The 25,573-nt window shown below is 71.0% G+C and carries 26 protein-coding genes and 1 pseudogene; 8 read left to right on the top strand and 19 right to left on the bottom strand.

Annotated elements, in window-relative coordinates; translation table 11 throughout:
- Positions 1–23 precede the first annotated feature (23 nt).
- The 10 genes from ACZ7FF_RS22320 to ACZ7FF_RS22275 form a co-directional block, all read right to left on the bottom strand.
- A complete protein-coding gene (locus tag ACZ7FF_RS22320) occupies positions 24–860 on the bottom strand; it encodes a hypothetical protein (RefSeq protein ID WP_470814005.1) in 837 nt (278 codons plus the stop codon).
- Positions 857–1,771, bottom strand: coding sequence for an ABC transporter ATP-binding protein (locus ACZ7FF_RS22315; protein ID WP_470814004.1), 915 nt, complete (start codon positions 1,769–1,771; stop codon positions 857–859). Before ACZ7FF_RS22315 ends, ACZ7FF_RS22320 begins: the two co-directional genes overlap by 4 nt.
- A 4-nt stretch (positions 1,772–1,775) precedes the next feature.
- Positions 1,776–2,780 carry a sporulation-delaying protein SdpB family protein gene (locus tag ACZ7FF_RS22310; protein ID WP_470814003.1) on the bottom strand — a complete coding sequence of 335 codons (1,005 nt, stop codon included), beginning with the start codon at positions 2,778–2,780 and terminating at the stop codon, positions 1,776–1,778.
- Positions 2,774–3,328 (bottom strand): SdpA family antimicrobial peptide system protein, encoded by a 555-nt coding sequence (locus ACZ7FF_RS22305; RefSeq protein WP_470814002.1) that lies wholly within the window; start codon positions 3,326–3,328, stop codon positions 2,774–2,776. Before ACZ7FF_RS22305 ends, ACZ7FF_RS22310 begins: the two co-directional genes overlap by 7 nt.
- 109 nt (positions 3,329–3,437) lie before the next feature.
- Positions 3,438–4,094, bottom strand: a complete 657-nt coding sequence (locus ACZ7FF_RS22300; protein WP_470814001.1) for a sporulation delaying protein family toxin — start codon at positions 4,092–4,094, stop codon at positions 3,438–3,440.
- 156 nt (positions 4,095–4,250) lie between these two features.
- On the bottom strand, positions 4,251–5,180 hold the full coding sequence (locus ACZ7FF_RS22295) for a hypothetical protein (RefSeq protein ID WP_470814000.1): 930 nt from the start codon (positions 5,178–5,180) through the stop codon (positions 4,251–4,253).
- Between the two features lie 372 nt (positions 5,181–5,552).
- A complete protein-coding gene (locus ACZ7FF_RS22290; protein ID WP_470813999.1) occupies positions 5,553–6,779 on the bottom strand; it encodes an amidohydrolase family protein in 1,227 nt (408 codons plus the stop codon).
- Between the two features lie 29 nt (positions 6,780–6,808).
- Positions 6,809–7,963, bottom strand: coding sequence for an MAB_1171c family putative transporter (locus ACZ7FF_RS22285; RefSeq protein WP_470813998.1), 1,155 nt, complete (start codon positions 7,961–7,963; stop codon positions 6,809–6,811).
- Positions 7,954–8,433 (bottom strand): hypothetical protein, encoded by a 480-nt coding sequence (locus tag ACZ7FF_RS22280; RefSeq protein WP_470813997.1) that lies wholly within the window; start codon positions 8,431–8,433, stop codon positions 7,954–7,956. Before ACZ7FF_RS22280 ends, ACZ7FF_RS22285 begins: the two co-directional genes overlap by 10 nt.
- A gap of 140 nt (positions 8,434–8,573) precedes the next feature.
- Positions 8,574–9,026, bottom strand: coding sequence for an XRE family transcriptional regulator (locus ACZ7FF_RS22275; protein WP_470813996.1), 453 nt, complete (start codon positions 9,024–9,026; stop codon positions 8,574–8,576).
- Positions 9,027–9,269: 243 nt separating this feature from the next.
- On the opposite strand from ACZ7FF_RS22275, the gene ACZ7FF_RS22270 reads away from it, so the two are divergent.
- The 3 genes from ACZ7FF_RS22270 to ACZ7FF_RS22260 all read left to right on the top strand — a co-directional run bounded on the left by ACZ7FF_RS22270 (position 9,270) and on the right by ACZ7FF_RS22260 (position 11,962).
- Positions 9,270–10,229, top strand: coding sequence for an asparaginase (locus ACZ7FF_RS22270; RefSeq protein WP_470813995.1), 960 nt, complete (start codon positions 9,270–9,272; stop codon positions 10,227–10,229).
- A 110-nt stretch (positions 10,230–10,339) separates the two neighbouring features.
- The gene (locus ACZ7FF_RS22265) at positions 10,340–11,371 is read left to right on the top strand and encodes a phosphatidylinositol-specific phospholipase C domain-containing protein (RefSeq protein ID WP_470813994.1); all 1,032 of its coding nucleotides are present in this window, start codon (positions 10,340–10,342) and stop codon (positions 11,369–11,371) included.
- Between the two features lie 36 nt (positions 11,372–11,407).
- Positions 11,408–11,962, top strand: coding sequence for a GH25 family lysozyme (locus ACZ7FF_RS22260; protein ID WP_470813993.1), 555 nt, complete (start codon positions 11,408–11,410; stop codon positions 11,960–11,962).
- A 10-nt stretch (positions 11,963–11,972) separates the two neighbouring features.
- On the opposite strand, the gene ACZ7FF_RS22255 is transcribed toward ACZ7FF_RS22260, so the two are convergent.
- The 3 genes from ACZ7FF_RS22255 to ACZ7FF_RS22245 all read right to left on the bottom strand — a co-directional run bounded on the left by ACZ7FF_RS22255 (position 11,973) and on the right by ACZ7FF_RS22245 (position 13,978).
- Positions 11,973–12,632, bottom strand: a complete 660-nt coding sequence (locus ACZ7FF_RS22255) for an NADPH-dependent F420 reductase (protein WP_470813992.1) — start codon at positions 12,630–12,632, stop codon at positions 11,973–11,975.
- 161 nt (positions 12,633–12,793) lie between these two features.
- Positions 12,794–13,006 carry an EF-hand domain-containing protein gene (locus ACZ7FF_RS22250; protein WP_470813991.1) on the bottom strand — a complete coding sequence of 71 codons (213 nt, stop codon included), beginning with the start codon at positions 13,004–13,006 and terminating at the stop codon, positions 12,794–12,796.
- Between the two features lie 60 nt (positions 13,007–13,066).
- Entirely contained in the window at positions 13,067–13,978 is a 912-nt protein-coding gene (locus ACZ7FF_RS22245) for a helix-turn-helix domain-containing protein (RefSeq protein WP_470813990.1), read from the bottom strand.
- 48 nt (positions 13,979–14,026) lie between these two features.
- Here ACZ7FF_RS22245 and ACZ7FF_RS22240 point away from each other — a divergent pair, with 48 nt between their 5' ends.
- Complete coding sequence (locus ACZ7FF_RS22240) at positions 14,027–14,680, top strand: GNAT family N-acetyltransferase (protein ID WP_470813989.1); 654 nt, start codon at positions 14,027–14,029, stop codon at positions 14,678–14,680.
- Here the strand turns inward: ACZ7FF_RS22240 and ACZ7FF_RS22235 are convergent.
- The 6 genes from ACZ7FF_RS22235 to ACZ7FF_RS22210 form a co-directional block, all read right to left on the bottom strand.
- The gene (locus ACZ7FF_RS22235) at positions 14,651–15,838 is read right to left on the bottom strand and encodes a YncE family protein (RefSeq protein WP_470813988.1); all 1,188 of its coding nucleotides are present in this window, start codon (positions 15,836–15,838) and stop codon (positions 14,651–14,653) included. The genes ACZ7FF_RS22240 and ACZ7FF_RS22235 overlap by 30 nt on opposite strands.
- Complete coding sequence (locus tag ACZ7FF_RS22230) at positions 15,838–16,650, bottom strand: polysaccharide deacetylase family protein (RefSeq protein WP_470813987.1); 813 nt, start codon at positions 16,648–16,650, stop codon at positions 15,838–15,840. The genes ACZ7FF_RS22235 and ACZ7FF_RS22230 overlap by 1 nt, the downstream gene beginning before the upstream one ends.
- An 87-nt stretch (positions 16,651–16,737) precedes the next feature.
- Complete coding sequence (locus ACZ7FF_RS22225) at positions 16,738–17,241, bottom strand: ATP-binding protein (protein WP_470813986.1); 504 nt, start codon at positions 17,239–17,241, stop codon at positions 16,738–16,740.
- A gap of 288 nt (positions 17,242–17,529) precedes the next feature.
- Positions 17,530–18,297 (bottom strand): enoyl-CoA hydratase/isomerase family protein, encoded by a 768-nt coding sequence (locus tag ACZ7FF_RS22220; protein ID WP_470813985.1) that lies wholly within the window; start codon positions 18,295–18,297, stop codon positions 17,530–17,532.
- A 78-nt stretch (positions 18,298–18,375) separates the two neighbouring features.
- A complete protein-coding gene (locus ACZ7FF_RS22215; RefSeq protein WP_470813984.1) occupies positions 18,376–19,608 on the bottom strand; it encodes a L,D-transpeptidase in 1,233 nt (410 codons plus the stop codon).
- A gap of 159 nt (positions 19,609–19,767) precedes the next feature.
- Positions 19,768–20,991, bottom strand: a complete 1,224-nt coding sequence (locus tag ACZ7FF_RS22210; protein ID WP_470813983.1) for a L,D-transpeptidase — start codon at positions 20,989–20,991, stop codon at positions 19,768–19,770.
- 298 nt (positions 20,992–21,289) lie between these two features.
- On the opposite strand from ACZ7FF_RS22210, the gene glgX reads away from it, so the two are divergent.
- The 4 genes and pseudogenes from glgX to ACZ7FF_RS22190 all read left to right on the top strand — a co-directional run.
- The gene (gene glgX, locus ACZ7FF_RS22205) at positions 21,290–23,536 is read left to right on the top strand and encodes a glycogen debranching protein GlgX (RefSeq protein ID WP_470813982.1); all 2,247 of its coding nucleotides are present in this window, start codon (positions 21,290–21,292) and stop codon (positions 23,534–23,536) included.
- A gap of 110 nt (positions 23,537–23,646) precedes the next feature.
- Positions 23,647–24,153 carry a SigE family RNA polymerase sigma factor gene (locus ACZ7FF_RS22200; RefSeq protein ID WP_470813981.1) on the top strand — a complete coding sequence of 169 codons (507 nt, stop codon included), beginning with the start codon at positions 23,647–23,649 and terminating at the stop codon, positions 24,151–24,153.
- Positions 24,154–24,163: 10 nt separating this feature from the next.
- A complete protein-coding gene (locus ACZ7FF_RS22195) occupies positions 24,164–24,715 on the top strand; it encodes a hypothetical protein (protein WP_470813980.1) in 552 nt (183 codons plus the stop codon).
- A gap of 101 nt (positions 24,716–24,816) precedes the next feature.
- Positions 24,817–25,563, top strand: a pseudogene (locus tag ACZ7FF_RS22190) (dolichyl-phosphate beta-glucosyltransferase); the annotation flags it as partial.
- Positions 25,564–25,573 lie beyond the last annotated feature (10 nt).

Below are 25,573 nucleotides of genomic sequence, written 5' to 3'. Positions count from 1 at the left end.
TCGATCCGTCCCGAGGGCCTGTGTCACGCCGACGAGGACAGCACCGACTCCGGCCTGAAGCCCCTCGCGATCCCGATCAGGCTGCCCGCCGTGATCAGCACGGTCACCCCGCCCGCGTACAGCAGCAGCCTGGCCGGGCCGAGCGGGTCCAGGGCGATGCCCATCGCCAGCAGGGCGCCGAAGCCCGGCACCATCGCGGCCAGGCTGACCAGGCCGCCGCCGTTGCCCGCGAGCGCCCCGGCACCGGGCTGGGACAGGCGCGGGAAGAGCAGGTTGAGCAGCAGGGCGAGGGCCGCGCCCGCCCAGGTGGCGAGGAGCGGGAGCACCAGCGCGAGCGTCAGGTAGCCGGCGTCCGGCCGCAGACCGTCGTGGTGCAGGGCGCTGGAGAGCGCGAGAGCGAGGGCGCCGAGCGCACTCATCACCGCCCACTGCCCCGTCGTGACGACGAGTGCGTAGCCGAGCAGCCCGCCCGCGATGCTCGCCGGGTTGTACGGGGCGCCGAGCATCGCCTCCAGCGCGCCGGCCCCGGCCTCCGCGCCGACCACGTTGCGCACCGCGAGGCCGGCGCCCACCGTGCCGTGCAGCGCGACGACGCCGGGCATCAGGACGAGCAGCAGCCCGGCCGCGACCGTGTCCCCGTGCGCCCCGTACTGCACGCCGAGCCGGGCGCTGTCGGCCGCGCCGTTCATGTCCGAGTCGTCGGCCAGCAGGGGGAGGGCCACCATCGAGGCGACCGTCAGCACGAACGGCAGGAACACCGTGGCGAAGTTCCGCAGCCGCTCCCGCCTCATCCGCCACAGCAGGGCGGACGTCAGGATCCTGGCCCGCGTCACGTCGAAGGGGAGAGCGCGCCGCGTCACGGGAGCTGCCTTTCCTGCTGCAGTTGCTGATAGACGTCCTCCAGCGGGTTCCGGGCGGGGACCACCTCCCGTACGCCGATCCCCTCCCTGACCAGGTCGGCGACCAGCGTCTCCGCCGCCCCCTCGTCGGGCACCTCCACGACCACGGCGCCCCGCTGCTCCTCGTAGCGGTGGCCGAGCCGGCCGAGGGCCCCCGGTACGTCGCCGGAGCCACGGATGCGCAGCCGGTAGGCGCTGCCGAGCAGCGCGGCGCGCAGCGCGGCCGGTTCGCCCCGGCCCACGATGCGGCCCTCCTGCAGCACGGTCACGTCGTCGGCGAAGCGGGCGGCGTCGGCCAGCGCGTGCGTGGAGACGACGACCGTGTGCCCCTGGTCCGCCAACCTGCGTAAGTGCACGGCGAGTTGCTCCGTAGTGGTCGGGTCGAGGCCGGACATCGGTTCGTCCAGGAGCAGGATCGGCGCCCGTCCCAGGAACGCCTTCGCCAGGCCCGCGCGCTGGTTCTGGCCGCGGCTGAGGCTGCCGATGCGGCGGTCCGCGAGGCCGGTGAGGCCCAGCAGGCCGAGGACCTCCGCGATCCGCTCCTCGGCGGGAGCCGGCGGCAGGCCGAGGACGCGCGCCCAGTACCGCAGGTTGTCCACGACGCTCAGCCGCGGTGCGAGCGCCGAGCGGTGCGTGGCCAGGGCGATCCGGGACTTCGCCGCCGCGTGGGTGTGCGGGTCGGCGCCGTCCACGAGGACCGTGCCCTCGAAGGGCGCGAGGATCCCGGCGAGCACCCGGAACGCCGTCGTCTTGCCGGCGCCGTTCGGGCCGAGCAGTACGTGGATCCCCGCACCGTATTCGAGATCGACGTCCCGGAGCACCGGCCGCCCCCGGTACCCCGCAGAGACATTCAGGACTTCCAGCGTGGCCACCGGTTCAACGTAGCACTGCCGATGAGAGGTCAACTGAGGTGCCATTGTTGTCACTTCCGGTGGGAAGCCGGTCGGTGGGGGGCTGCTTCGCGGGCGACGTGTCCGGCGACCCGTGCAGCAGCGGCATCGACGAGACGACCGAGCAGCCGATCATCACGAGGGCGAAGCTCCACAGGCCCATCAGCAGGATGATCGAGCTGTGCAGCAGGATGTCGAGTACCAGGCCCACCTTGCGCCAGCGGTCGGAGCCCAGGATGCAGACGGCGATGAGGAGTTCGACGACCAGCGCGCCCCAGGTCATGCCGACCACGACCACCGGGTACTTGGAGAGGGCGAGCAGTGGCCCGCGCCACGGCTCGGCGACGCCGAACATGTTGTCGCGCAGGAAGTAGTACTCCGCCGTGCCGTTGGCCCAGTCGGCAACGCCGAACTTGCTGATGGCGGTGTCGAGATAGATGTAGGCGAGCTGGAGCCTGACGGCCCAGAAGGCGGCGTAGGCGACGGCGTGCCCGGACGGGCTCAACGGTTTCGCCGACGGGCTCCACTGCCAGGTCCGGCCGTCCGTAAGGAGGATCGGCAGCATGAGGAGAGACATGATCATGCCCACGGACTCGCCGCCGTCCGGCACGGTGATGCTCACGGCGATCGAGTAGATGGCCCACAGCTGCGGGATCGCCGTCCAGCGCGGCCGGTATCCCACGGCGGCCACGAGGAGCACGGCGACCAGTATCCAGCGGGCGTACTCCGCGTGGGAGGTGCCGCCCACCAGGCAGTACGCGGACGCGGCGCGCACGCCCCCGCAGCGCGCGCCGTTGCTGATGGTCAGGACCGGGGTGAGCAGCGCCTTGGACGGGCTGATAAGCACCACCGTCAGCTCGGCGAAGCAGATCAGTGAGCGCCCCACACCGAACCAGCGCGAGCGGAAGTCGAAGGCGGAGAGCCGGCTCTGGAGCCTGGCGGACTGCTCCTCGACCAGTGCGGAGACAGCGGTACGAGCGGCTATCAGCATGAGACATCCAGGTGGGCGATTCTGGTGACGCGCCGGTCGTACGGCACCAGGTTCCGGTACGACCAGGGCACGACGCGTTCCTGAGTGATGAAGGAGTCCCCGCACACGGTTCTCACGGGGTTGCGGTTCCTGACCTTCTCGGCGGGTCGTGCGGCCGCTTCGTGCAGACACATGTCGAGATTCCCTGCGCACGGCTGCCATTGGGTCACCGAAGTATTGATATAGGCGATCTCGGGACCTTGGGCGCGTTGGCCGCGGTTGAGTCCGAAGAGGTTCGACGGATTTCCCTGCGGGGTCTTGAGGAGATTCCTCGAGTGCTTTCCGTCGAAAGCGTAGGTGCCGATCTGGACGCCCTCGGGATCCTTGGTGAAGAAGGCCCAGATCTCCGGGCTGACTTCATTGAAGTACTGGCGTGCGCCCTTGGAATGGCGACTGCTGAGTGCGTTGCTCGGCAGCGTGTAGAAAAGTGCGACGAGAAGGTAGGCGACCATGACCGCCAGCGTGCTCGCGAAGATGTAGAGCTGCCGCCTTGCGACAGGCGTCGACATGCGCGGTTTTCCTTTCCCCCTGGAACGGACGGGACACTCCCTGCCGTACTGACGCCCCAGCGGGGGGCCTGCCGCGCCGCGGTCGCGGCAGGCCCCCCACGGAGAGACGTCAGAGAGCAGCGGTGACCGCCGCGACGAAGTCGTTCGCGTCGAGCTCGTCCGACTGCTTCAGGTCGAAGCTGTAGCTGGCCGCGGCCGGGGCGATCACCACGACCACGGCGACCTCGGCGCCCGCGGCGACGTTGGTGCCCACGGCGACGTTGATTCCGGCCGCGACGTTCGCCACGGTCACGATGTTGGACTTGGTCCACACCCAGCCGTTGGGCCGCGCGATGTCGGCACTGTTGAGCGTCTTGGCCTTGCTGTCCGAGGCCATGGCCGCCTTGAGGTCGTCGTTCAGCGCCACCATGCCCTGCTGCACCACGAACGGGTCCTTGGACTGGACCGCCGTCGTCACCTTGGCGTGGAAGGCCGGGTCGGCCTGGTGCAGCTTGTTCATCAGGTACGACAGCTGCGCCGGCGTCACCGAGGCGTCGGAGCGGCGGCTGCGGATCTGCTGGGCCAGCTCCGGGTGGTCCTGGGCGGCCTTGCCCTGGCCGAAGACCAGGAAGGCGACCACGTCGCTGTCCGAGTAGCCCTGGGTGGCCTTGGCCGCGGCGGCCGGGGCGGTGTGCGGCGCCCGGGTGTCCGCCGACGCGGTGCCGGCCAGGCCGGTCACCATGGTCGCGGCGAGGACGGCACCGACCAGCGGCTTGTTCAGTCTCATGATCAAGTTCCCCTGTTCGCTGAAAAGGTACCCGATAATTCCCGTCGGATTTACGGGAGTTGCGGTTTTCCTCAACTGATTGAAAAGTATTCGAGAACCCAATCAGCGGCAAGGATCGCCCGAACGGAGGTTGTACAGGGGGCATCAGGCGGCCCGTCAGGAATTTGCTTCCAGCGAGTGCGCGACATGGAGCCACGCCTCTGCGTAATCCCGCGCGATACGGGCCACGTCATCGGCGCGATGGGCCGGAACGCCGTGAACGAGCCTCTGCCACCCCGTGGGGCCCGCCGGATGAATGCTCAGCAGCTGGAGGAATTGGCGTCCCGATTCGGAGTGCCGCACGGAGGGGTCGCGCCGCAGGCTGTCGAGCAGGGCGACGCCGGTGAGGCCGGCGGGACCGCCGGAACCGTCGGAGCCGCGCGGTCCGTCACCGTCGGCGGGACGGCCACCCCTCAGCCTCGGAGGGAGCAGCTCCCGTCCCTGGCGAAATCGCTGACGCACATCGCTCGCCGTCGCCAGGGACGTCCCCGCGCGTCGGGCAAGTTCGCGCAGCGAGATCTGCGGGTCCTGGGCCAGCAGCCGGCCGGCGAGCAGACGCCCTTCGGCCGGATCCAGTGGTCGCGCCCGGCCATCGAGGCCCACCCGCTTGTTCGACTGCGGCTCGTCCCCGGTCGAACACCCTCGCAGAGCCGCCACAGCCTTGGCCGACAGGCAGGTCGCGGAGGCGATGCGCCGATCGGACCAGTGCGGGTACGAGGCGATGATACGCCGTGCGGCCGCCGTTCTGTCGTCGAACGACAGCGGTTTGCCATGAGCCAGGTTGAGCTGGACGGCAAGCAGGAAGGCGGCTTCCTCGTCGCCGTCGAAGTACCGGACCTCGATGTCGGCTTCTCCCCGCAGCCCCGCCGCCCTGATCCGGTGGACCCCGTCGAGCACCCTCATGGTCGGGCGGTGCACGACGACGGGCGGCAGCGGTACGTCGAGATCAGCGAGCGTCCGTATGTGCCGGTCGTCCGCTCCCGACGTGCGGGGCGAACTCATCTCGGACAGCAGGCGGATGGGCACCCGCTCCACCGTCCGGTCCAAGACTCCCCCGAGCCCCTGCTGCGTTGCCGTACCGACCGCTCCGACCGCGGTCTCCGGATTCAACGATGTTGCCGACGCCACAGCACCCTCTCCCCGTGAGTGGAGCCAACTGACGGTCCGTCCGGTGGTCGTCCATCGCCTCGGGAATCGAGCACAATGGGCCGGACTTTCACCTCAGTTGAGATCATCGTGCGTCAGGACCCTAGCCCAGCCACCGACTCGCTTCAACTGATATAAAACCGAAGGACCCCGCAGGTATTCACATGGGTGGAAGCCGAGCCGGCACGGAGGGACGACCGGCCGGGCGGTTACCGGGAGGGCGGCTCCTGCCGGCGTCGTTCCCGCCGCACACTCCCCGTACCGCCCTGACCCTCAGGCTCCCCCGTCGGCCTCGGCAGGGCGCGCCTGATCAGGCGTGTGAAGACGGCCGCCCGCCACCACGAGACGTACATCGTGCAGGGCTTTCAGGTCGTCCAGCGGGTTGCCGCCGACCACCGCGAGATCGGCCCGGAATCCGGGGGACAGGCGTCCCGTGTCGTGGGCCAGGCCGATGGCGTCGGCGGCCTCGACGGTGGCGGATGCGATCACCTCGGCCCTGGACAGTCCTATGTACTCGAGGAACTCCAGGCTGGATGCGAGACCGCCGAAGCCGGAGCGCGGTATCCCCGCGTCCGTGCCGGCGATCAGGCGCACCCCCCGCTCGGCCATGCGGCGGGCCGGGGAGAACGCCTCCCGGGCCCGCTCCGGCCCGACCCGTTCGGCGAACGACCGCCAGTTGGGGTGGCTGGCAGGACACACGCGGATCCCCTTGGCCACGATCTCCGCGACGAGGTCCTCCCGGAGATCGACTCCACCGTCCACCGTCATCCAGGTGCAGTGCTCGATGGTGTCGACCCCCGCGGTGACAGCCGAGGCGATTCCCGCCGTGCCATGTGCGTGGGCGGCGACGTGAAGGCCGGCCGCGTGAGCCTCCTCGACCACCGCGGCCAGTTCCTCCGTGGTGAACTGAGGTTCCCAGACGGCGGGGCCTCCACGGGTCAGTCCGCCCCCGGTCGCCATCACCTTGATCACGTCCGAGCCCTGCCGCGCACCGCGTCGTACGGCTTTCCGGATCTCTTCCTCGCCCTGGACCTCACCGCCGAGGAACCAGCAGTGGCCCTGGCGTGATGTCAGTGGGACACCGGCCGCGACGATGCGCGGTCCGGTCCGCCTCCCCGCAGCCGTCTCGTCCCGCAGCCCGAGGGCAAGTCCGCCGCGGTCGCCGAGGTCGCGGACGGTGGTGACACCGGAGTCGAGGAGCAAGCGGGCACGGCCCGCCATGGCGTCCAGCAGTGTGGCGTCGTCACTCGCCCGCAGGGAGGCGACGGGATCGGGGCCGGCGTCGAAACTCAGATGGACATGGCAGTCGATGAGTCCGGGAAGCACCGTGGCGTCCGGGAACGACAGCGTCCGGTGGTCTCGCGTCGCCTGCGCCGCCACGTCCTCGCGACGGCCGGCGGCGACGATCCTGTCTCCGCTGACGAGGACCGCCGCGTCCGGGACATACTCATCGACGGGGCCGGGCAGCAGGTGCCCTGCGTTGATCAAAAGGTCGGTCACGCCGACTCCTCCGGCTCTGTGTGCTCTTCCTACGTGACGGCATGGGAGGCCCGGCGGCCCAGCGCGTCCGACAGCATGACGAGCTGCCGTACGTCCTCGTCGAGGTTCGGGGTCCGCGGTACCGCCACGGCGGCCGCGCCGTACGGGGCTTCGCGGCCGTCCGCCTGGTCCTTGAAAGCGGCACGCAACCTGTCCGCCAGAAGATCGGCCGCCGACTCGGAACGGACCGGACCCGCCACGTCCGCCTGCCTCAGGTACGGGCTGATGCGCACCAGCCCGTCACGGCACTCGATGGCGCGGCGGTAGTAGCGGCGGTCCACTCCTCGTGGCCGGCTCAGGAGTCCCCGTGGGCTGAAACGGCTGTGGTGCAGCGCGTCTTGCGGGTACGCCTCGTGCAGCAGACTCCACAAGGGGTGCAGGCGGTGGTACATCCTGCGCCGGTGCCGACGCAGGCGCATGACCGCCAGCCGGGTACGGGCGGCCGGGTAGCCGATTCCGACGACGAACAGGACGATCGCCGCGCCGATGAGGTGTCCGGAGATCTTCGTGGCGCCGGGCGAGACCGCGCCGCCCCGCCAGCGCACCACCGTCAGTGCGGCGCGGATCGCGCTGGCGGCGGCAATGGTCCCGAGTGCGAGCCCGATCAGCCGCAGACCTGCGGCAAGGGAGCCCCGGGACGCGCGCAGACAACGCAGGGTCCAGCGCAGCGCCATGGTGAGGGTGTAGGCCAGGTACAGATCCGCGACGAGGTAGAAGGCGGCCAGGCCGGGGACCCGCATGTCGACGCTGTTGTAGTCGCCTCCCGTGTCGTGTCCGGCGGCGGAGACCGTCGCCAGGGAGGTGCCCAGGACCGTGAGCACGAGGGGCAGTGCCTCCCAGCGCGCACGCGCTCGTCCGCGTCCGGAATCGGCGGTGGAGTAGAGGTAGAAGCACATCAGCCAGAAGACCATGCAGAACACGAAGACGTTCTGCATGAGCCGCGGAGCTCCGGCCCCTCCGAGTGAGCGGATGGCCCTCACCGAAGGGGACAGGGCCGACCCGAAGGAGAGAGCAGCGCTCAACAGACACAGGGTGACGGCACGCAAGGGGGCGTCGTGCGGGGCCCTGATGAACTGACAGGTTTTCCAGCCCACGATCAGGACGAAGCCCGCTCCGACGAACAGCACTATCGCGATCACTGCCATCCCTGCCGATCACTGAGAGCGGCCTGGACCCGGCCGGTTGTCGGGTCCAGGGACGAGGGCGAGTCGACGTAGTCCAGCACGGAGGCCCATTCGAGGATGATGGTGGCCACCAACTCGGCCTCCCGCTCGTGCTCCTCCTCGTAGGACGACCGTCGAAGCGCCTTTCTGACGACGTCGGGAGGAAGGTCCGGGAACTGCCCCTTCAGGAAGTCGTCATCCGAGTCCGACCCTCGGTGATTCGCCAGGATATGGCCGATCTCATGCAGAATGATGTGGTCCTGGTGTACTTTGCTGGTCTCGAGTTGGTAGAAGATGTAGTCGGCCGAAGCGGACGCGATCCACAGTCCGAAGGGACCGGGCACCGGCAAGGGATAGGGCATCAGCCGGATAGGGCGCCCGCGTTGCTCTCCGAGCAGTCGGCACAGGGTTTCGACGTTCAGCGGCGGCTGTATGTCGAGTTGTTGCAGCACGTGTCTGCAACGTCGGCGCAGCTTCCATTCGTGCAAAGTGTTTCCCCCGGTCGTGCAAGGTGTTTCGCCGGATTCCCTGGTCATGGTCCGGTTTCACACATGCAACACGGCATGGTTGCGCGTTGCGAGAGACAATCAGGTCATTGGCCGGACGGCCCCTGCCGCTCGGCCTGCTCCAGGCGGTATACGACGTCGAGGAGATCCATGACCTGCTTGCGGCGTTCGGCGGACAGCTCACCGGCCCGCATCGCCATGAGCTTCACGTCGCGTGCGGCGGGATCCTCGGCCGACCGGGCCTGGGCCTCGGCCAGGCGCCGCAACTGCTCCGTGATGCGGTCGCCGGCCTCGCCGTCGAGGAAGTAGGCGGTCGCGACACCGAAGAAGTCGGCCAGTGCCTCGAGGTGTCTCAGCGTCGGGTTGGTCTTGGTGCCCTTGCGCAGCTGCCAGATGTAACTCTGGCTGATCGTGACCCCTTTGTCCCTGATGGCGGCCGCGACGTGTTCGTTGCTGTACTCACGGCCGGCTTCGGATCGGATGGCCGCGAAGAGCTGGTTGAGTTTGTCCGCCAGGCTGCGGTCGGCTCCCTGGGTCATCACGCCTCCTTGCTGCGCACCCCCGACGCGATTCCACTGAGGTGAACAGCTCCAGAGTGTAGCCGGGCCACAGGAGTTGAGAAGAGGGGTGCCCGGGCGCCGAGGCGTGGTGAAGCCCGCGGGAACGGCCCCGGACGGAGGTGTACGAGGTGCCGGTCCGCCGGCGGGCTTGCAGTGGACACCGCCGAGTGCTGAGGTGGCACTGGTGATCGGCCGGGACGGCCGGAGAGAAGGGGGCGGGCTGTGCACGCGGTGGTGGCGGAGGTCTGGCGGGGCGACTTCCTGGAGTCGGTGCACCACGGGACCGTCCACGCGACCGGGCCGCGGGGGCGGACCGTATTGAGCGTCGGCGAGACGGACCGTCCGATGTACCCGCGGTCGGCCAACAAGCCGCTCCAGGCGCTCGGCATGCTGCGCGCCGGACTCGGCCTGGACGGCGAACTGCTCGCGCTGGCCTGCGCCAGCCACTCCGGCGAGGACTTCCACCTCGACGGCGTGCGCCGGATCCTGGAGGGCGCCGGGCTCGGCACGGACGCCCTGCGGTGCACGGCCGGGCTGCCCATCGGCGAGGCCGCGCTGCGCGCCCACCTCGCCGGCGGCGGCGTGCCCACGCCGCTGACGATGAACTGCTCGGGCAAACACGCCGCGATGCTCGCCACCTGCGTCGCCAACGGCTGGGACACCGAGACGTACCTCGACCCGCGCCACCCGCTGCAGCGCGCCCTGCGCGAGACCGTCGAGGACCTGTCCGGCGAGAAGGTCGCCGCGACCGGCGTCGACGGATGCGGAGCGCCCCTGTTCGCCATCGGCTACCGGGGCCTGGCACGCGCCTTCGCCGCGCTGGCCACCGGCGCGCCCGGATCGCTGGAGCGGCGGGTCGCCCGGGCGATGGGCGAGCACCCCGAACACGTCGGCGGCACCGGCCGCGACGTGACCCGGCTGCTGCGCGCGCTTCCGGGCGCGGTCGCCAAGGACGGCGCGGAGGGCGTCTACGCGCTGGCGCTCCCCGACGGCTCCTCCGTCGCCCTGAAGATCGCCGACGGCTCCTCCCGGGCCCGCCCCGTCGTCATGATCGCCGCGCTGCGCAGGCTCGGCGTCCCCGTCGACACCGACGAGGCCCTCACCGGACTGGCCGCCACCCCCGTCCTCGGCCACGGCGAACCCGTCGGCGCGGTACGCCCGGCCGGGGCACTGCTGGACTGACCGGACCCGACGCGGTTCGGGCGCGGCTGATGTTCCTCCAGGGGCTACCGCGCAGTAACCGCCCGGCCCTACGCTGCCTCCAACTCGACGGCAGCGAAGGGGAGTTGGCCATGGGAGCATGGAGACGGATCGCGGCGCTCGCGGGGGCCGCGGCACTGCTGGCGGTGGGCGCGGGCACCTCCCACGCGGGTTCGGCGAGGTTCTCCGGGACGACCGCGATCGGCACGCACAACGCGTACGACAAGGCCAAGTACACCTACTTCGCACAGGCGCTGGACTCGGGCGCCTCGCTGCTGGAGCTCGACGTGTACGTGGACAGCCTCACCCACCGCTGGCGGGTCAGCCACAGCAACCCGCTGGGCGACGACAACAACTGCGAGTCGGCGAAGACGCCGGGCCAGCTGTACAGCACGAGCCGCAACCAGGACCTGGGCAGCTGCCTGGACAACATGGCCGCCTGGAACCAACTGCACCCCGACCACCCGCCGATCGTCGTCAAGGTCGAGATGAAGGTCGGCTTCAACAACAACGCGGGACTCGGGCCGGCCGCGTTCGACACGCTGGTCTCCCAGAAGCTCGGAAGCAGCGTGTACAGGCCGGCCGACCTGCTGGGCGGCACGTACCCCTCCCTGGACGCGGCGGCCAAGGCCGACGCGTGGCCCTCCCGGGACTCCCTCCGCGGGAAGTTCCTCTTCGAGCTGATCCCGGGCACGGTGGAGCAGGCCAACCCGTTCGACCACTACTGGACGGACGAGGAGTACGGCGACCATCTGCGGGACCTGTACGCGGCCGGGCAGATCGGGCAGGCCGAGGCCTTTCCCGCGGTGCTGGGCGCCGAGAACGGCGACCCGCGCGTCAGCCGCTACGACGCCTCGATCCGGCCCTGGTTCGTCTTCTTCGACGGTGACGCGGCGACGTACGTCAACAACGGCTACGACACCTCGTTCTACTCCGCGAACCACTACATCTCGATCATGACGGGCGCCGACGGGGTGTCCCCGGCCATCTCCTCCACGAACCCCACGGACGCCGAGGTCGCCTCACGGCTCGCCCTGCTGGCCAAGGACCACGCCAGCATCATCACCTCCGACTGGTCGGCGAAGTCCGCGCCGGTGCTGAGTTCGGTGACCGACCGAAGCTGAGGTTCCGGATGGCGCCGCAGGGGGCACAAATCCTGCATGCTCCACGGCATCGACGTAAGCGCCTTCCAGTCCTCCGCATATGACACGGACGGCTCCTCCTTCGTCTTCATAAAGGCGACGGAGGGCCGTTCGTACGTCAATCCCCGGCTCACCGCCCAGACCAAGCGGGGCCGTGACACCGGACTCGTCGTCGGCTTCTACCACTTCCTGTGGCCGGGCGACCTCACCGCCCAGGCCGAGTACTTCCTCGAACACGCCCCGGACCGCCCCGGCGACCTCCTCGCCGTCGACTGGGAGACCACCGGCGACGGCACCCACGCGAGCAACGCCGAGAAGGACGCGTTCATCCGCAAGATCAAGCAACTACGCCCGCACAACCGGGTGCTCCTGTATGCGAACAGGGATTTCTGGTTGAACATCGACACGACCTCCTATGCGGGCGACGGCCTCTGGATCGCCGACTACGTCACCGCGGGCAAGCCGCGCATCCAGGCGTCATGGCGCTTCCACCAGTACACGAGCGATCCCCATGACAAGAACGTGGCCCAGTTCGCGGACAAGGCCCATCTGCGCGACTGGGCCACGCCGTAGGGCCGGGAAGCTAGCCCCGGAAGTCCGCCGGGCGTTCCGGGGAGGCTTCCGCCAGGGCCTTGGTGACGGGGGCCGTGCCGGCCTGGAGGCCGTAGACCGGGGTGCCGGGCTGCTGGCGCCAGGATTCGTCGAGGCCGCCCGCGTCGACGGTGTCGAAGCCGAGTTCGTCGATGAGCTCGCGGACGGTCCGCTTGGCGGCCTCGTCGTCGCCGGCGACCGGGAGGGCGAGGCGCTCGGGGTCGCCCGCGGGGCGGGGCCGGTCCAGCAGGTCCTGGGCGTAGGTGCCGTTGAAGGCCTTGATCACCGGGTGGCCCAGGTGCCGTTCGGTCCAGCGGCTCTCGGTGAGGCCCTCGTCCTCGATGGCGGCGATGCGGCCGTCGCGCTGCGGGTAGTAGTTGCCGGTGTCGATCACCACGGCGCCCTCGGCCGCCCCGTCCAGCAGTCCGGCGGGGAGGCCGGGCACCGCCTTCAGGGGGACGGTGACGACGACGATCCGCGCGCCCTTCGCCGCGTCCTGTGCCGGGACGGCGCTCGCCCCGGTCTCCTCGGCCAGTTCCCTGAGCGTCTCGGGTCCTCGGGAGTTCGCCACGGAGACGTCGTGGCCGAGGGCGGTGAGCCGCCGGGTGAGGTTGCCGCCGATGTTGCCCGCGCCGATGATGCCGATCTTCATGTGGGGCCCTCCGGGATAGTTCATGCATGTGCATGCGTCCGTCCCGGGCGACAACCCCGCCGGCGCGGGTCCTATTCCGGCGGGGGGCGAACGGGTGAGCCGGTGCCGCGCACGGCGCAGGGGGCGCCCCTCGCTGCGGACGGGCACCCCCTGCCGGTGGGTCACTTGCTCAGGTAGGTCCAGAACTCGTCGAACGACAGCACCTCGTCGCCGTTGAGGTCGCGGGTCCTGATGATGGCCTCGGCCACCGTGTCGGTGACGTTCCAGTCGCCCCCCTGAGCCAGGGCGGCCTTGAACTCGGCGGCGGTGATGAATCCGTCACCGTCCGCGTCGATCCGCTGGAACTCCTTGCGTGCTTCCTCGATGTCCGCCACCGATCCGCCCCTTTTAGGTCGTGTTTCTCATGCCGTGCTGGCGTACTGACGCTGGTCAGATTAACGGCCCTGCCAGGCCTTCAGCGCCGCGACCATCCACCCGAACTCCTCCTGGAACCGCGGCGGCTCCGGCTCGCCCTTGATGACGCACGCCAACTCCCGGTAACGGGCGACCTCGTGGCCCAGGTCGATACGGCGCAGCACGGCCGCCCGGTCGGTGCCGGCGCCGAACAGTTCGGTCAGCACGGCGTCCGCCTCGGGGGATGCGGGCTCGACGCCCCGTTCCCTCGCGGCGCCGACCAGTCCGACCAGCCGCAGGAAGAACTGCGCCGAGGCGCCGGCCGGGGTCCCCGGGGTGCGGTCGGCCGCGTTGTACTCGATCATCCGGCGCATGGCGGCCCGGAAGTCCGGGGCCTGGAGCAGCTCCGCCAGTTCCACCCAGGCGTCGACCTGTTCCGGGGTGGGGTCGTCCGGCAGGCTCACGCCGAGGCCGCGGGTCCGCTCCCGGATCCAGGGGTCCGCGGTGTCCAGGCCGCGGAAGATCTCCTCCACGAAGTCGTCCACGATCCGCTGTCGTTCCGCGGCCGACAGCCGCGCCAGTCTGTTCATCAGGGTCGTCTCCTCGGCGGTCGAGCCGCGTCGCGCCACGGTCGACAGCACCGCCCGGGTCACCTTCAGCGACCGGATCTGCGCGTCCAGCGCCGCCACATGGGTGGCCGCGACCTCCGCCACCGTCCGCTCCCCCGCCAGCACCTGCCGGACGTCGTCCAGGCCGAGGCCCAGCTCGCGCAGGGTGCGGATCAGCTCCAGACGGGCGACGCAGGCCGCGTCGTACAGCCGGTAGCCGCCGGGGGACCGGGTCACCGGGGTGAGCACGCCCTCGTCGGACCAGTAGCGGATGGTACGCACGGTCAGTCCGGTGGCCCGGGCGAGTTCGCCGATGGTGAGAAGTCCGGTGCCGTCGTCGATCATGTCTGCGAGTCTGGGCCTTCCAGTGGGTGGAGACTCAAGGAGCGGGCGTTGGAGACGTTGCGGGACATTCTCGACGCGGCGGCGCGCGGGGTCTTCCCGCCGGCGGACGGCCGTACGACGGTGGTGCCGCAGCCGTCCCCGCGGGACGCCGGGGTGCTGTCCTTCACCGCGCACTCGGTGGTCTTCACGGACGAGGACCCGGCGTGGGTGCACGACACGCTGGGCGGCCTGGACTGCGACGCCCTGGCGGCCCCGCTGAACCCCCGGTTCCTGGCGGCCCTGCTGGACCGCACCGGGCGCCGCACGGAGACGGTCGACGCGCTGTTCGTGGGCTCGCCGCTGCCGGGCGGGGCGCCGCTCGCGCTGCGGGAGATCGAGGACGCCCGCCATCCCCGCATCCGCTACGCCCGCCGGCGCCGGGACGAGGTGCGCGCCTGGACGGCCGAGGGCGGGGTACTCGTGCTGGGGCGCGGGGTGGGCGGGCGGACGGAGGTGTCGGTGGAGGTGGCCGAGGAGGCGCGGCACCGGGGGCTGGGGCGCCTGCTGGTGAGCGCCGCCCGGCATCTGGTCACGGAGCCGCTGTGGGCCCAGGTCGCCCCGGGGAACGCCCGTAGCGTGCGGGCGTTCCAGGCGGCCGGTTACCGCGCCGTGGGTGCGGAGGCGCTGCTGCTGTCAGCGGAAGATGCCGGTGTGCCCCAGTGAGTAGCGGCCCGGCTGGGGGTAGACGGCGAGGCCGTGGGGGCCGCTGCCGACCTTGATCCGGGCGAGTTCGGTGCCGGTTGCGGTGTCGATGGCGTACACCTCGGAGTTGTAGCGGCCGGAGAGCCACAGCACCTTGCCGTCGGCGGAGACGCCGCCCATGTCGGGGCTGCCGCCGCCGGGCAGGTGCCACTTCTTGGTGAGCCGGTTCTGGGTGAAGTCGAAGATGGAGATGGTGCCCTCGCCGCGGTTGGAGATGTACATCTCGCGGGAGTCGCGGCCGATGTAGAGGCCGTGGGCGCCCTTGCCGGTGTACAGGAACCTCGGCCTGGTGAACTTGTCGCCGTCCAGGATCCACATGCCGTCGGCCATCATGTCGGCGATGTAGAACAGCTTGCCGTCCGGGGAGATCTTGACGTCCTGCGGCATGGCGCCGTGGAACGGCAGCTTCTCCTGGCGGAGCACCTTCATCCGCGCGGTGTCGACCTTGAGGAGCTCGCCGCTGAACTCGCAGGAGACGATGAAGTAGCGGCCGTCGACGGAGAAGTCGGCGTGGTTGACGCCGTAGCAGCTGACCGGAACCGTCTTGACGACCTTCATGGTGTGGGCGTCACGGAAGACCAGCTGACGGTCCATGGAGGCCATGACGACGGCGTACTTGCCGTCGGGGGTGAAGTAGAGGTTGTACGGGTCGTGCACGGCGACCGGCTTGCCCGCCCTGCCGGTTCTCGGGTCGATCGGGGTCAGGCTGTTGCCGAGGTCGTTGTTGACCCACAGGGTCTTCAGGTCCCAGGACGGCACGACGTGCTGGGGCTGGCGGCCGACCGGGATGGTGTCGAGGATCTTGTAGGTCGCGGGATCGATGACGGTGACGGTGTTGGAGTTGGTGTTGGGGACGTACACCCGGGAGGGGAAGTCCCTGACCACCGGGGAGAGCCGGCCCGGGCGGTCGGCCGAGTAGATGTCGGCCGGGTCCTCGACCGGAGGCATCCCGGGCAGCACGTCGACGCGTTCCTTGTCGACCTGCGGCTGGATCGGCGCCTTGCTGGCGATGGCCTGGTTGTCGTGGTGCTGGTCCCCGCCGCTGCACGCGGACAGCAGTGACAGGGCGGTGAGGGCGGCACCGGCGGCCAGGAGGCGGGCGGCTTTCGTGGTTCGCATCAGCTCAGCAGCTCCGTGGTGGTGACCGCGCGCAGGCCACGGCGGTCGAGTTCATGGAGGACGTCGGGGAGGGCGGCGACCGTGTCCGGGTATCCGAAATGCAAACTCACCACCGAGCCGTTGCGCACCTCCGCGAGGACCTTGCGGGTGACGGCGTCGGCTCCGGGGCGGGTGTAGTCGAGCGAGTCGACGTCGTACGACAGCACGTGCGGGTAGCCCGCGGTGCGGGCCAGCCGGGCGACCAGCGCGGAGGCGGTCGGCGAGCGGGAGGGGCGGAACCAGGTGCCGATGGACCCGGTGAGCCGCTTCAGGCGGTCGGCGCAGTCGGTGATCTCGCCTCGGGCGTCCGCCTCGGCGAGGTCGTTGACGGCGATGTGCCGCTGGGTGTGGTTGCCGAGGTCGTGACCGCCGTCGAGGACGCGGCGGGCGATGTCGGGGTGTTCGTCCAGCCAGGTGCCGACGGCGAGCACGGTCAGCCGGGCGCCGTGCCGTTCGGCCGTGGTGAGCAGGGAGTGGGCGATGCCCGGGTCCCCCTGGCCGTGGAAGGTGAGGGCGATGGCCGGGCGGGTGCGCGGGCCGTGGGTGATCTGGGCGGGCTGCCCGGGGTAGGCGCGGGGCGCGGGGGCGGCCCGGGCGCGGGGTGAGGGGGTGCCGGCGGTCGTGGTGCCGGGGGGCGTGATGGTCCCGGCGGTCGTGGTGCCGGAGGGGGCGGGCCGGTCGGCGCCGCAACCGGCGGCGAGCGCGCCGCCGGCGACGAGCCCGGCACCCGCGCGCAGCACCCCGCGTCGGTTGGTGGTGGTCACACGCTCCATTTAAGGGGCGTTAGGTAAGAAAAGCGTCGATTAGCCCGAAAGAGGGATGTTTTCGGGTCGTCTCGACCGCGATGTCCGACTCGTCGGCTAGCGGTCCGCCACCCGCATCTCGAACCAGGTGGTCTTGCCGCGCGGCAGCAGGTCCACGCCCCAGCGGTCGGAGAGCTTGTCGACGAGGAAGAGGCCGCGGCCACTGACGTCCATCTCCTGAACGGGCATCAGGCACGGCAGCCCGCGCGAGGGGTCGCGCACCTCGACGCGGATCCAGCCGGGGCGGCGGCGCATCCGGAGGCCGAAGACCCGGGCGCCGGTGTGCCGTACGGCGTTGCCGACGAGTTCCGACACGAGTAAGACCGTGTCCTCGGTCAGCTTGGGGGTGAGCCGCCAGGTGCGCAGGACGACGACCTGGGCGAGCCTGCGGGCGGTGGCGGCGGATTCGGGGCGGGACGGCAGCGGTACCTCCGCCTCCGTCGGGTTGCCGAACAGTTCGAGCGCCTTGAGCGCCTGTTCGTCCTCGACCGCGGGCGACCAGCGTGCCGCGGCCGCACGGCAGTGTCCCCGCGGCTGTTCCATGCCCTCCAGCCCCGCCATGCCCCCCATGATGGCCGTCCGGAGCCGTCTTGGGGGCCGTTCCGAAGGAATACGCCCCTCGCACGCCCCCGCTTCCCGTGCGTCGACTGGCATATGCCGAAGGCATGTCACTCGTCAGTACACCCGGTCCGACCTGCATGTACGACCCGCCGTCGGGCAATCGACAGGGCCCCTCGACAAGGCAGGTTTAAGGTTGCCTTAAGGCTCCCATAAACCGCCCCATCGAGGGACCCGGATCAGACGTCCCGTCAACTGCAAGGGCCTGCGGGGAAGTTCACCCCGTCGACCTCAGAGGAACTTGGCCTTGCCCGGCCCCTCCTCGACGAAGCTGCGCATGCCCCGCTCACGGTCCTCGGTGGCGAACAGACCCGCGAACCAGTTGCGCTCGACGGCGAGGCCGGTGTCGAGATCGGTCTCGATGCCGGTGTCGATCGACTCCTTGGCGGCGCGCAGCGCGATCGACGGGCCCTGGGCGAGCTTCGCGGCCCAGGCGTGCGCCTGCTCGTAGACCTCGGCGGCCGGGACGACACGGTCCACCAGGCCGATGGCGAGGGCCTCGTCCGCCCTGACCTGACGACCGGTGAAGATGAGGTCCTTGGCCTTGGAGGGGCCGACCAGCCGGGACAGGCGCTGGGTGCCGCCGGCGCCGGGGATCAGGCCGAGCAGGATCTCGGGCTGGCCGAGCTTGGCGTTCTCGGCGGCGATGCGGTAGTCGGCGCACAGGGCCAGTTCGCAGCCGCCGCCGAGCGCGTAACCGGTGACGGCCGCGACGACGGGCTTGGGGATGCGGGCCACGGCGGTGAAGGAGTCCTGCAGAGCGCGGGCGCGCAGGACCATGGCGGCATGGTCCATGTTCTGCATCTCCTTGATGTCCGCGCCCGCCGCGAACACCCGCTCGCCGCCGTAGATCACCACGGCGCGCACGTCGTCGCGGCGCGTGGCCTCCTCGGCGAGTTCCTTCAGCCGGTCCTGGGTGGCGACGTCCAGCGCGTTCATCGGCGGACGGTCGAGGCGCAGGGTGCCGACGCCTTCGGCGACTTCGAGAGAGACGGTCATGCAGGTCAGGTTAACGGCCACTAACGACAACGGGCCCGGTGCCGTAGGTCACAGCACCGGGCCCGCGGGTCGTGGGGCTCACTTGGTCCAGTCGGCCCAGGACATGTTCCAGCCGTTGAAGCCGTTGGCCGGGTCCACCGTGCGGTCGTGGGCGTTCTTCACGACCACCACGTCACCGACGATGGAGTGGTTGAAGAACCAGGCCGCCGGGGTGGAGCTGTCGCCGCCGCCGCGCACGTCGCGCAGGCCGATGCAGCCGTGGCTGGCGTTGTAGTTGCCGAAGGCGTCGCCGCCCCAGTAGTTGCCGTGGGCGAAGGTGCCGGAGGTGGTCAGGCGCATGGCGTGCGGGACGTCCTTGATGTCGTACTCGCCGCCGTAGCCGACCGTCTCGCCGTTCATGCGGGTCACGGCGAGCTTCTCGCTGATGACCATCTGGCCGTTCCAGGTGTCGTAGCCGGGCTTGCCGGTGGTGACCGGGAGGGTCCTGACGACCTTGCCGTCCTGGGTGATCTTCATCGTGTGCTTCTTGGCGTCCACGACGGAGACCTGGTTGCGGCCGATGGTGAACGTCACGGTCTTGTGCTGCTTGCCGTAGACGCCGTCGCGGCCCTCGACGCCGTCCAGGTTCAGGTCGACGGTGACCTTGGTGCCGGACTTCCAGTACTGCTCCGGGCGGAAGTCCAGGCGGTCGTTGCCGAACCAGTGGCCCTCGACGTCGACGGCGGGCTCGGTCCTGATCCTGACGGCCTTCTCGACGGCGCCGGGGTGGGTGATGCCCCGGGTGAAGTTGATCGAGAACGGCATGCCGACGCCGACGGTGGAACCGTCCTCGGGGGTGAAGTAGCCGAGGAAGGTGTTCTTCGGGGTCAGCGTGGTGAACGTGGAGTCCTCGGCGGCCTCGTGGCCGGCGGAGTCCTTGGCGACCGCGTGCACCGTGTACTTGGTGGCGGCGGCCAGATGGGTCGACGGCGTCCAGGTGGCGCCGTCGCCGCTGATCGAGCCGGATATCGCGGTGCCCTTGGTGTCCTTGACGGTCACCTCGGTCAGCTTGCCCTTGGCCACGCCGACCTTGAGCGCGCCGCTGGTGTCGACGCCCGTGGCGCCGGACTTGGGCGAGATGCTCACGGCGGCCGTCGACTGCTGCTTGCCCTGCTGCGTGGCGGTGCCCTTGCCGTCGGCGGAGCCGGCGTCCTTCCCGCCGCCCCCGCCGCACGCCGCGAGCGAGAGCACCAGGGCGCCGGCTATGAGCCCCAACCCCTTACGGCCTCGCCGCCCCGCCTCCGACGCCCCCGGTACAGGCCGTATGTTCAAGTTGTTCTCCCCTCGCCGGGCCTGGTCACAGGCCCGCTCCCCACCACATCGGTGCGCGCATATTAACCGCCCGGATTTGAGGAGGGTGTCAGGCGAATGTCACCGTTCCGTCGCAACTTCCGCCCGGCACCCGCGTTCCGAACCGCGCGCCCCACCTGGTTACTTCACCGCGCTGCCCGCCTTCCATTCCTTCCAGCCCATGTTCCAGCCGCCGAGGCCGTTGTCCGGGGACACCGTCTTGTCCAGGCTGTTGACGACCTCGACGACGTCGCCGACGAGGCTGCGGTCGAAGAACCAGCCCGCGGGGGTGTCCGAGCTGCCGCCCTTGACGTCCCTGAGGCCCACGCAGCCGTGGCTGACGTTGACGACTCCGGGGGCGTCCGGATTCCAGTAGTTGCCGTGCAGGAAGGTGCCGGAGTCGGTGAGCCTCATCGCGTGCGGGACGTCGGGGATGTCGTACTCGCCGCCGAAGCCGACCGTCTGGCTGTTCATGCGGGTCTCCTCCAGCATGTCCATCACCACCATCTTCCCGTTGTACGTGGGGTGCTGGGGGGCGCCCGCGGTGATCGGGACGGTGGCGAGCAGCTGGCCGTCGCGCCGCACCTCCATGGTGTGCTTCTCCGCGTCGACCAGGGAGACCTGGCTGCGGCCGACGGTGAAGGCGAACGTCTTGGACTGCAGGCCGTAGACGCCGTTCGCCGCCTCGACGTCCCGCAGGCCGAGGTCGACGGTGACCTCGGTGCCCGGTTTCCAGTAGCGCTCGGGACGGAAGTCCAGCCGGTTCTTGCCGAACCAGTGCGGGCGGATCTCGACGGGGGGCTGCGCGGTGACGTGCACCGCGCGCTCGACGGCGGCGCGGTCGGTGATGTCGCTGCTGAAGGAGAGGGAGACGATCATCCCGGTGCCGACGGTGGCCCGGTTCTCGGGGGTGACGTAGCCGATGAACCGCCGGTCGGGGACGTAGGTGGTGAAGGTGGTGTGCCGGGCGGACCGGCGGCCCTCGGAGTCCAGCGCGACCGCGTCGACGGTGTACTTGGCGGCGAGTGCCAGCCTGTCGTCGTCCGGCCGCCAGGTCAGGCCGTCGGCACTGATGTGCCCGGGTACCGGCGTGTCCTGCGCGTCCTGCGACTTCACGGCGGTCACCTTCTCCAGGCGCCCGTCGGGCACCCGCACCCGCAGCCGCCCGCCGGGGCGGACCCCCTTGCTGCCGTCGTCGGGTGTGACCCGGATGGCGTCCTTGCGTGCCGGGGGCCCGCCGAGCGCCCCGCCCAGACCCAGCGGTCCCGAGCCGTCCGCGGTGCAGCCTGCCAGCAGCCCCGCCCATGTCAGTACGGCGGCCAGCGCGGCCCCCGCGCGCCGTGCGCGTCCTTGTGCGTGCCTCACACAGGGCTCAACGACGGGGCACGCTCCGGGGAAACGTGAGTGCGACCCATGCGCTGGGCAGAACTGTGGGAAGGACGACACGTTGGGGAGCCGCCGCGCCCGCGCCGGAGGGGGTGTCTGCTGGATCTGGTCGGCTGGGAAAGGACCGAGCTGCGACGCCGACCTGGTCCGGAAGGCACCCCCTACCGTCGGGGCGCAGCCGTACCGGGCGGCCGAGCGTGCTGACAGGCACCCTCGGCCGCCCGGTACGGCGGACCGCGCCGCCCCCGGGCCGAGCCACCGAAAGAGGGGCCGACAGGTGACGAGCGCAGCCGAGCAGCGGGCACCGGCCGGGGAACCGGCCACCGGGAGCGGGCAACCGGCGGCCGGGGTGAACGGCGCCCGGCGCGCCGCCGCGCCCGCCCCCATGGTGTGGCCGGGGGCGCCGACGCCTCTGGGGGCGCGGTTCCGGGTCGGTCCCGACGGGGTCGCGGGCACCAACTTCGCGCTGTGGGCGGCCGGGGCGGAGGCGGTCCGGGTCTGCCTGTTCGACGAGGGCGGCCGGGAGACCCGGGTCCCGCTGACCGAACTGACGCACGAGATCTGGCACGGCTTCGTCCCCGGCGTGATGCCCGGACAGCGGTACGGCTACCGGGTGGAGGGCCGCTGGGACCCGTGGACCGGCGCCCGCTGGAACCCCGCCAAGCTGCTGCTGGACCCGTACGCCCGGGCGGTGGACGGCGAGTTCCGGCTGCCGCCCGAGGTGTACGGCCATGTGCGGGACTGGCCGCAGCAGCAGGTGGCGGACACCGTGCGCGACGACCGGGACTCCGCGCCGCACGTGCCGAAGGGGGTCGTCGTCCATGACGACGACGACTGGTCCGACGACCGCCGCCCCAAGACGCCGTGGGCGGACTCGGTCATCTACGAGCTGCACGTGCGCGGCTTCACCAAGCTGCACCCGGACATCCCCCCGGAGCTGCGCGGCACCTACGCGGGGCTGGCCCACCCGGCCGCGATCGAGCACCTGGTGAAGCTCGGCGTCACGGCGGTCGAGCTGCTGCCCGTCCACCAGTTCGCGCACGAGGACCACCTGCTGCGCCGGGGCCTGGTCAACTACTGGGGCTACAACTCCATCGGCTACTTCGCCCCGCACGCCGCCTATGCGGCCTCCGGCACGGCGGGCGGGCAGGTCGGCGAGTTCAAGCGGATGGTGCGCGCGCTGCACGCGGCCGGCATCGAGGTCGTCCTCGACGTGGTCTACAACCACACCGCCGAGGCGGGCGAGCTGGGCCCGACCCTGTCCCTGAAGGGCATCGACAACCGCGGCTACTACCGTCTCCAGGACGACGCCCGCCGCTACGCCGACTACACCGGCTGCGGCAACACCCTGCACGTGGTGCAGCCGCAGGTGCTGCGGCTGATCACCGACTCGCTGCGCTACTGGGTGACGGAGATGGGCGTGGACGGCTTCCGCTTCGACCTGGCGGCGGCGCTCGCCCGCTCGATGCACGACGTCGACATGCTCTCCCCCTTCCTCGCGGTCATCGCCCAGGACCCGGTGCTGCGCCGGGTGAAGCTCATCGCGGAGCCGTGGGACATCGGCTCCGGCGGCTACCAGGTGGGCGCCTTCCCGCCGCTGTGGACGGAGTGGAACGACCGCTACCGCAACGCCGTCCGGGACTTCTGGCGGCACGCCCTGCCCGACGTCCGCGAGATGGGCTACCGCCTGTCCGGCTCCAGCGACCTGTACGCCTGGGGCGGCCGCCGCCCCTACGCCTCCGTCAACTTCGTCACCGCGCACGACGGCTTCACCCTGCGCGACCTCGTGTCGTACGGGACGAAGCACAACGAGGCCAACGGCGAGAACAACCGGGACGGCACGAACGACAACCGGTCCTGGAACTGCGGGCCGGAGGGCGAGACCGGCGACGAGCGGGTACGGGCCCTGCGGCGCAGGCAGCTCAGGAACCTCCTGACCACCCTGCTGCTGTCCACCGGGGTGCCCATGCTGGTGGCCGGCGACGAACTCGGCCGCACCCAGCGCGGCAACAACAACGCCTACTGCCAGGACAACGAGATCAGCTGGCTGGACTGGTCGCTGCTGCGGGAGCCCGGCTGGCGGGCGCTGTTCGACCTGACCTCCCGGCTGATCGCCCTGCGCCACCGGCACCCGGTGCTGCGCCGCCGCGCGTTCTTCTCCGGCCGCGCCCACTCCGCGGACGGGCTGCGCGACCTCGCCTGGTTCACCTCGCGGGGCGCGGAGATGACCGAGGGCGACTGGTACGCGCCCGCCGCCACGCTCGGCATGTACCTCTCCGGGCGGGACATCCCGGGCCGCGACGAGCGGGGCGCGCCGATCCTGGACGACAGCTTCCTCGCGGTGCTGCACGCGGGCGACCGCCCGACCGGCTTCGTGCTGCCCGGCCCGCCGTGGGCCGACCGGTACGAAGTGGTCGTGGACACCTCCCGGGAGGACCAGACCGAGCCGCCCGGCACCGTCCACGCGGCGGGCACGGAGATCACGGTTCCGGCGCGGGCGGTGCTGCTGCTGAGGGTCGTCTGACCCCCTGCGCGCGCCGTGCGTGACGCGGATCACGCTCGCGGGGTGCAGCGCGGAAGGGGCCCCAGGGCCTTTCTCCAGGTGTACACAGCCGGCGAGGACGGGACCGTGGGATGGAGCAGCGTGGGGCCGGTGAGTACGACGCGTTCGTGGCTGCCCGCTGGTCGGTGTTGTTCCACCTGTCCCGTCTGCTCACCGGAGGCGACCGGCACCGTGCCGAGGACCTGTTGCAGGAGTCCCTGGTCAAGCTCTGGTTCGTCTGGCCGAAGGTCGCCGACGAGGCGCCGGAGGCGTATGTGCGCAAGGTGCTGGCGCGGGCCGCGGCCCGCTCGGCCCGCCGGCGCTGGTGGGGCGAGCGGCCCGTCGAGGAGCTGCCCGAGGTGGCGGCGGCCGGCGACGTGTCGGCGGTCGTGGCCGAGCGTTCCCGGCTGGAGGCGGCGCTGGCGCAGCTGACTCCGCAGCAGCGTGCCGCGGTGGTGCTGCGCTACTACCAGGACCTGCCGGACCGGCAGGTCGCGGAGACGCTGGGGTGCCCGGTGGGCACCGCACGCTCCCATGCCGCGCGCGGGGTGGCCCGGCTGCGCCGGATGCTGTCCGACGTCATCGAGCCGGTGGGGTGAGGGGGGACCCATGGAGCACCTGGAGCACACCGATCACATGGATCGGACGGACCGCCCGGACCACTTCGAGCGCCGGCTGACCAGGCTGATGCACACCACGCAGGAGCAGACGGCGTTCGAACCCCGGCACCGGGAGGGGATCCGCACGGGCGTGCGGGTACGGCGCCGGGTGCGCGCGGCACGCCGGGCCGCCGGTTCCGTCGTGGCGGTGGCCGGGATCGGCCTCGGCCTGTTCCTGTGGCCGCACGGCCACACCGACGACCGGCCGAGCGCGCCGCACCCCCGGCCCATGACGAGTCCGACGCCGCTGCCGACCGAACTGCCCAGCACCTCGGCGACCTCCGAGCCGCCGAGCGCGCCCGAGACGACCATCACCCCGTCGGGGTACCCCACCTCCTCGGAGACCGCCGGCCCGCCGACCGCCACGGCGGGTTCGACCGCCGGCGGCCCGGTCTCCGCCACGCAGGGGCCGCCGCCCACATCCACGTACACCGCGCGGGGCTACGCGACCACACCACCCGCCACCGCGTCGATGAGCGCACCGGTAGGACCGACCGGCTAGCGCACTCCCTCCAGACCGTCCAGGTGTCCTTCGGCATGCCCAAATCACAGGAACAAACGGGGAACAACATGACAAAACTCCGCTCAGGCCGGCTGTCGGCCATGGCCCCGGCGCCCCGGCGCGCCCCCCTTCCGACGCACCACGACGAGCCCGTCCTGGACGTGGCCGTGCCGGTGTACAACGAGGAGAAGGACCTGGAGCCCAACGTCCGCCGGCTGCACGCGCATCTGCGGGACACCTTCCCCTACCCGTTCCGGATCACGATCGCCGACAACGCGAGCACCGACGGCACCTCGGGCATCGCCGACCGGCTCGCGGCGGAGCTGCCCGAGGTGACCTCGCTCCGGCTGCCCCAAAAGGGCCGCGGCCGGGCACTGCGGGCGGCCTGGTCGGGTTCGCGGGCGCCCGTGCTCGCCTACCTGGACGTCGATCTGTCCACCGGGCTCGCGGCGTTGCTGCCGCTGGTCGCGCCGCTGATCTCCGGCCACTCCGACCTGGCCATCGGCACCCGGCTCGCGCCGAGCGCGCGGGTGGTGCGCGGGCCCAAGCGTGAGGTCATCTCCCGCTGCTACAACGTCCTGCTGCGCTGCACGCTCGCCGTCGGCTTCTCCGACGCGCAGTGCGGGTTCAAGGCGGTGCGGCGCGAGGCCGCCGAGCGGCTGCTGCCGCTGGTGCGCGACGGGGAGTGGTTCTTCGACACCGAGCTGCTGGTGCTCGCCGAACGGGCGGGGCTCAGGATCCACGAGGTGCCGGTGGACTGGGTCGACGACCCCGACAGCAGCGTCGACATCCTCGCCACCGCGCTGGCCGACCTGCGGGGGATCGCCCGGATGCGGCGCACCCTGGCCGGTCGCCGCC

This window comes from Streptomyces sp. NPDC037126 (genome assembly GCF_055605965.1).
The sequence above is the reverse complement of the archived record's forward strand: the minus strand, read 5'-3'. Positions and strand labels throughout refer to the sequence as shown.

Excerpts from the sequence above, each read along its gene's own strand:
- ACZ7FF_RS22310 (WP_470814003.1), bottom strand. The coding sequence starts at position 2,780 with ATGCTGATAGCCGCTCGTACCGCTGTCTCCGCACTGGTCGAGGAGCAG.
- ACZ7FF_RS22305 (WP_470814002.1), bottom strand. The coding sequence starts at position 3,328 with ATGTCGACGCCTGTCGCAAGGCGGCAGCTCTACATCTTCGCGAGCACG.
- ACZ7FF_RS22300 (WP_470814001.1), bottom strand. The coding sequence starts at position 4,094 with ATGAGACTGAACAAGCCGCTGGTCGGTGCCGTCCTCGCCGCGACCATG.
- ACZ7FF_RS22285 (WP_470813998.1), bottom strand. The coding sequence starts at position 7,963 with ATGGCAGTGATCGCGATAGTGCTGTTCGTCGGAGCGGGCTTCGTCCTG.
- ACZ7FF_RS22275 (WP_470813996.1), bottom strand. The coding sequence starts at position 9,026 with ATGACCCAGGGAGCCGACCGCAGCCTGGCGGACAAACTCAACCAGCTC.
- ACZ7FF_RS22265 (WP_470813994.1), top strand. The coding sequence starts at position 10,340 with ATGGGAGCATGGAGACGGATCGCGGCGCTCGCGGGGGCCGCGGCACTG.
- ACZ7FF_RS22260 (WP_470813993.1), top strand. The coding sequence starts at position 11,408 with ATGCTCCACGGCATCGACGTAAGCGCCTTCCAGTCCTCCGCATATGAC.
- ACZ7FF_RS22255 (WP_470813992.1), bottom strand. The coding sequence starts at position 12,632 with ATGAAGATCGGCATCATCGGCGCGGGCAACATCGGCGGCAACCTCACC.
- ACZ7FF_RS22245 (WP_470813990.1), bottom strand. The coding sequence starts at position 13,978 with ATGATCGACGACGGCACCGGACTTCTCACCATCGGCGAACTCGCCCGG.
- ACZ7FF_RS22235 (WP_470813988.1), bottom strand. The coding sequence starts at position 15,838 with ATGCGAACCACGAAAGCCGCCCGCCTCCTGGCCGCCGGTGCCGCCCTC.
- ACZ7FF_RS22230 (WP_470813987.1), bottom strand. The coding sequence starts at position 16,650 with ATGGAGCGTGTGACCACCACCAACCGACGCGGGGTGCTGCGCGCGGGT.
- ACZ7FF_RS22225 (WP_470813986.1), bottom strand. The coding sequence starts at position 17,241 with ATGGCGGGGCTGGAGGGCATGGAACAGCCGCGGGGACACTGCCGTGCG.
- ACZ7FF_RS22220 (WP_470813985.1), bottom strand. The coding sequence starts at position 18,297 with ATGACCGTCTCTCTCGAAGTCGCCGAAGGCGTCGGCACCCTGCGCCTC.
- ACZ7FF_RS22200 (WP_470813981.1), top strand. The coding sequence starts at position 23,647 with ATGGAGCAGCGTGGGGCCGGTGAGTACGACGCGTTCGTGGCTGCCCGC.
- ACZ7FF_RS22195 (WP_470813980.1), top strand. The coding sequence starts at position 24,164 with ATGGAGCACCTGGAGCACACCGATCACATGGATCGGACGGACCGCCCG.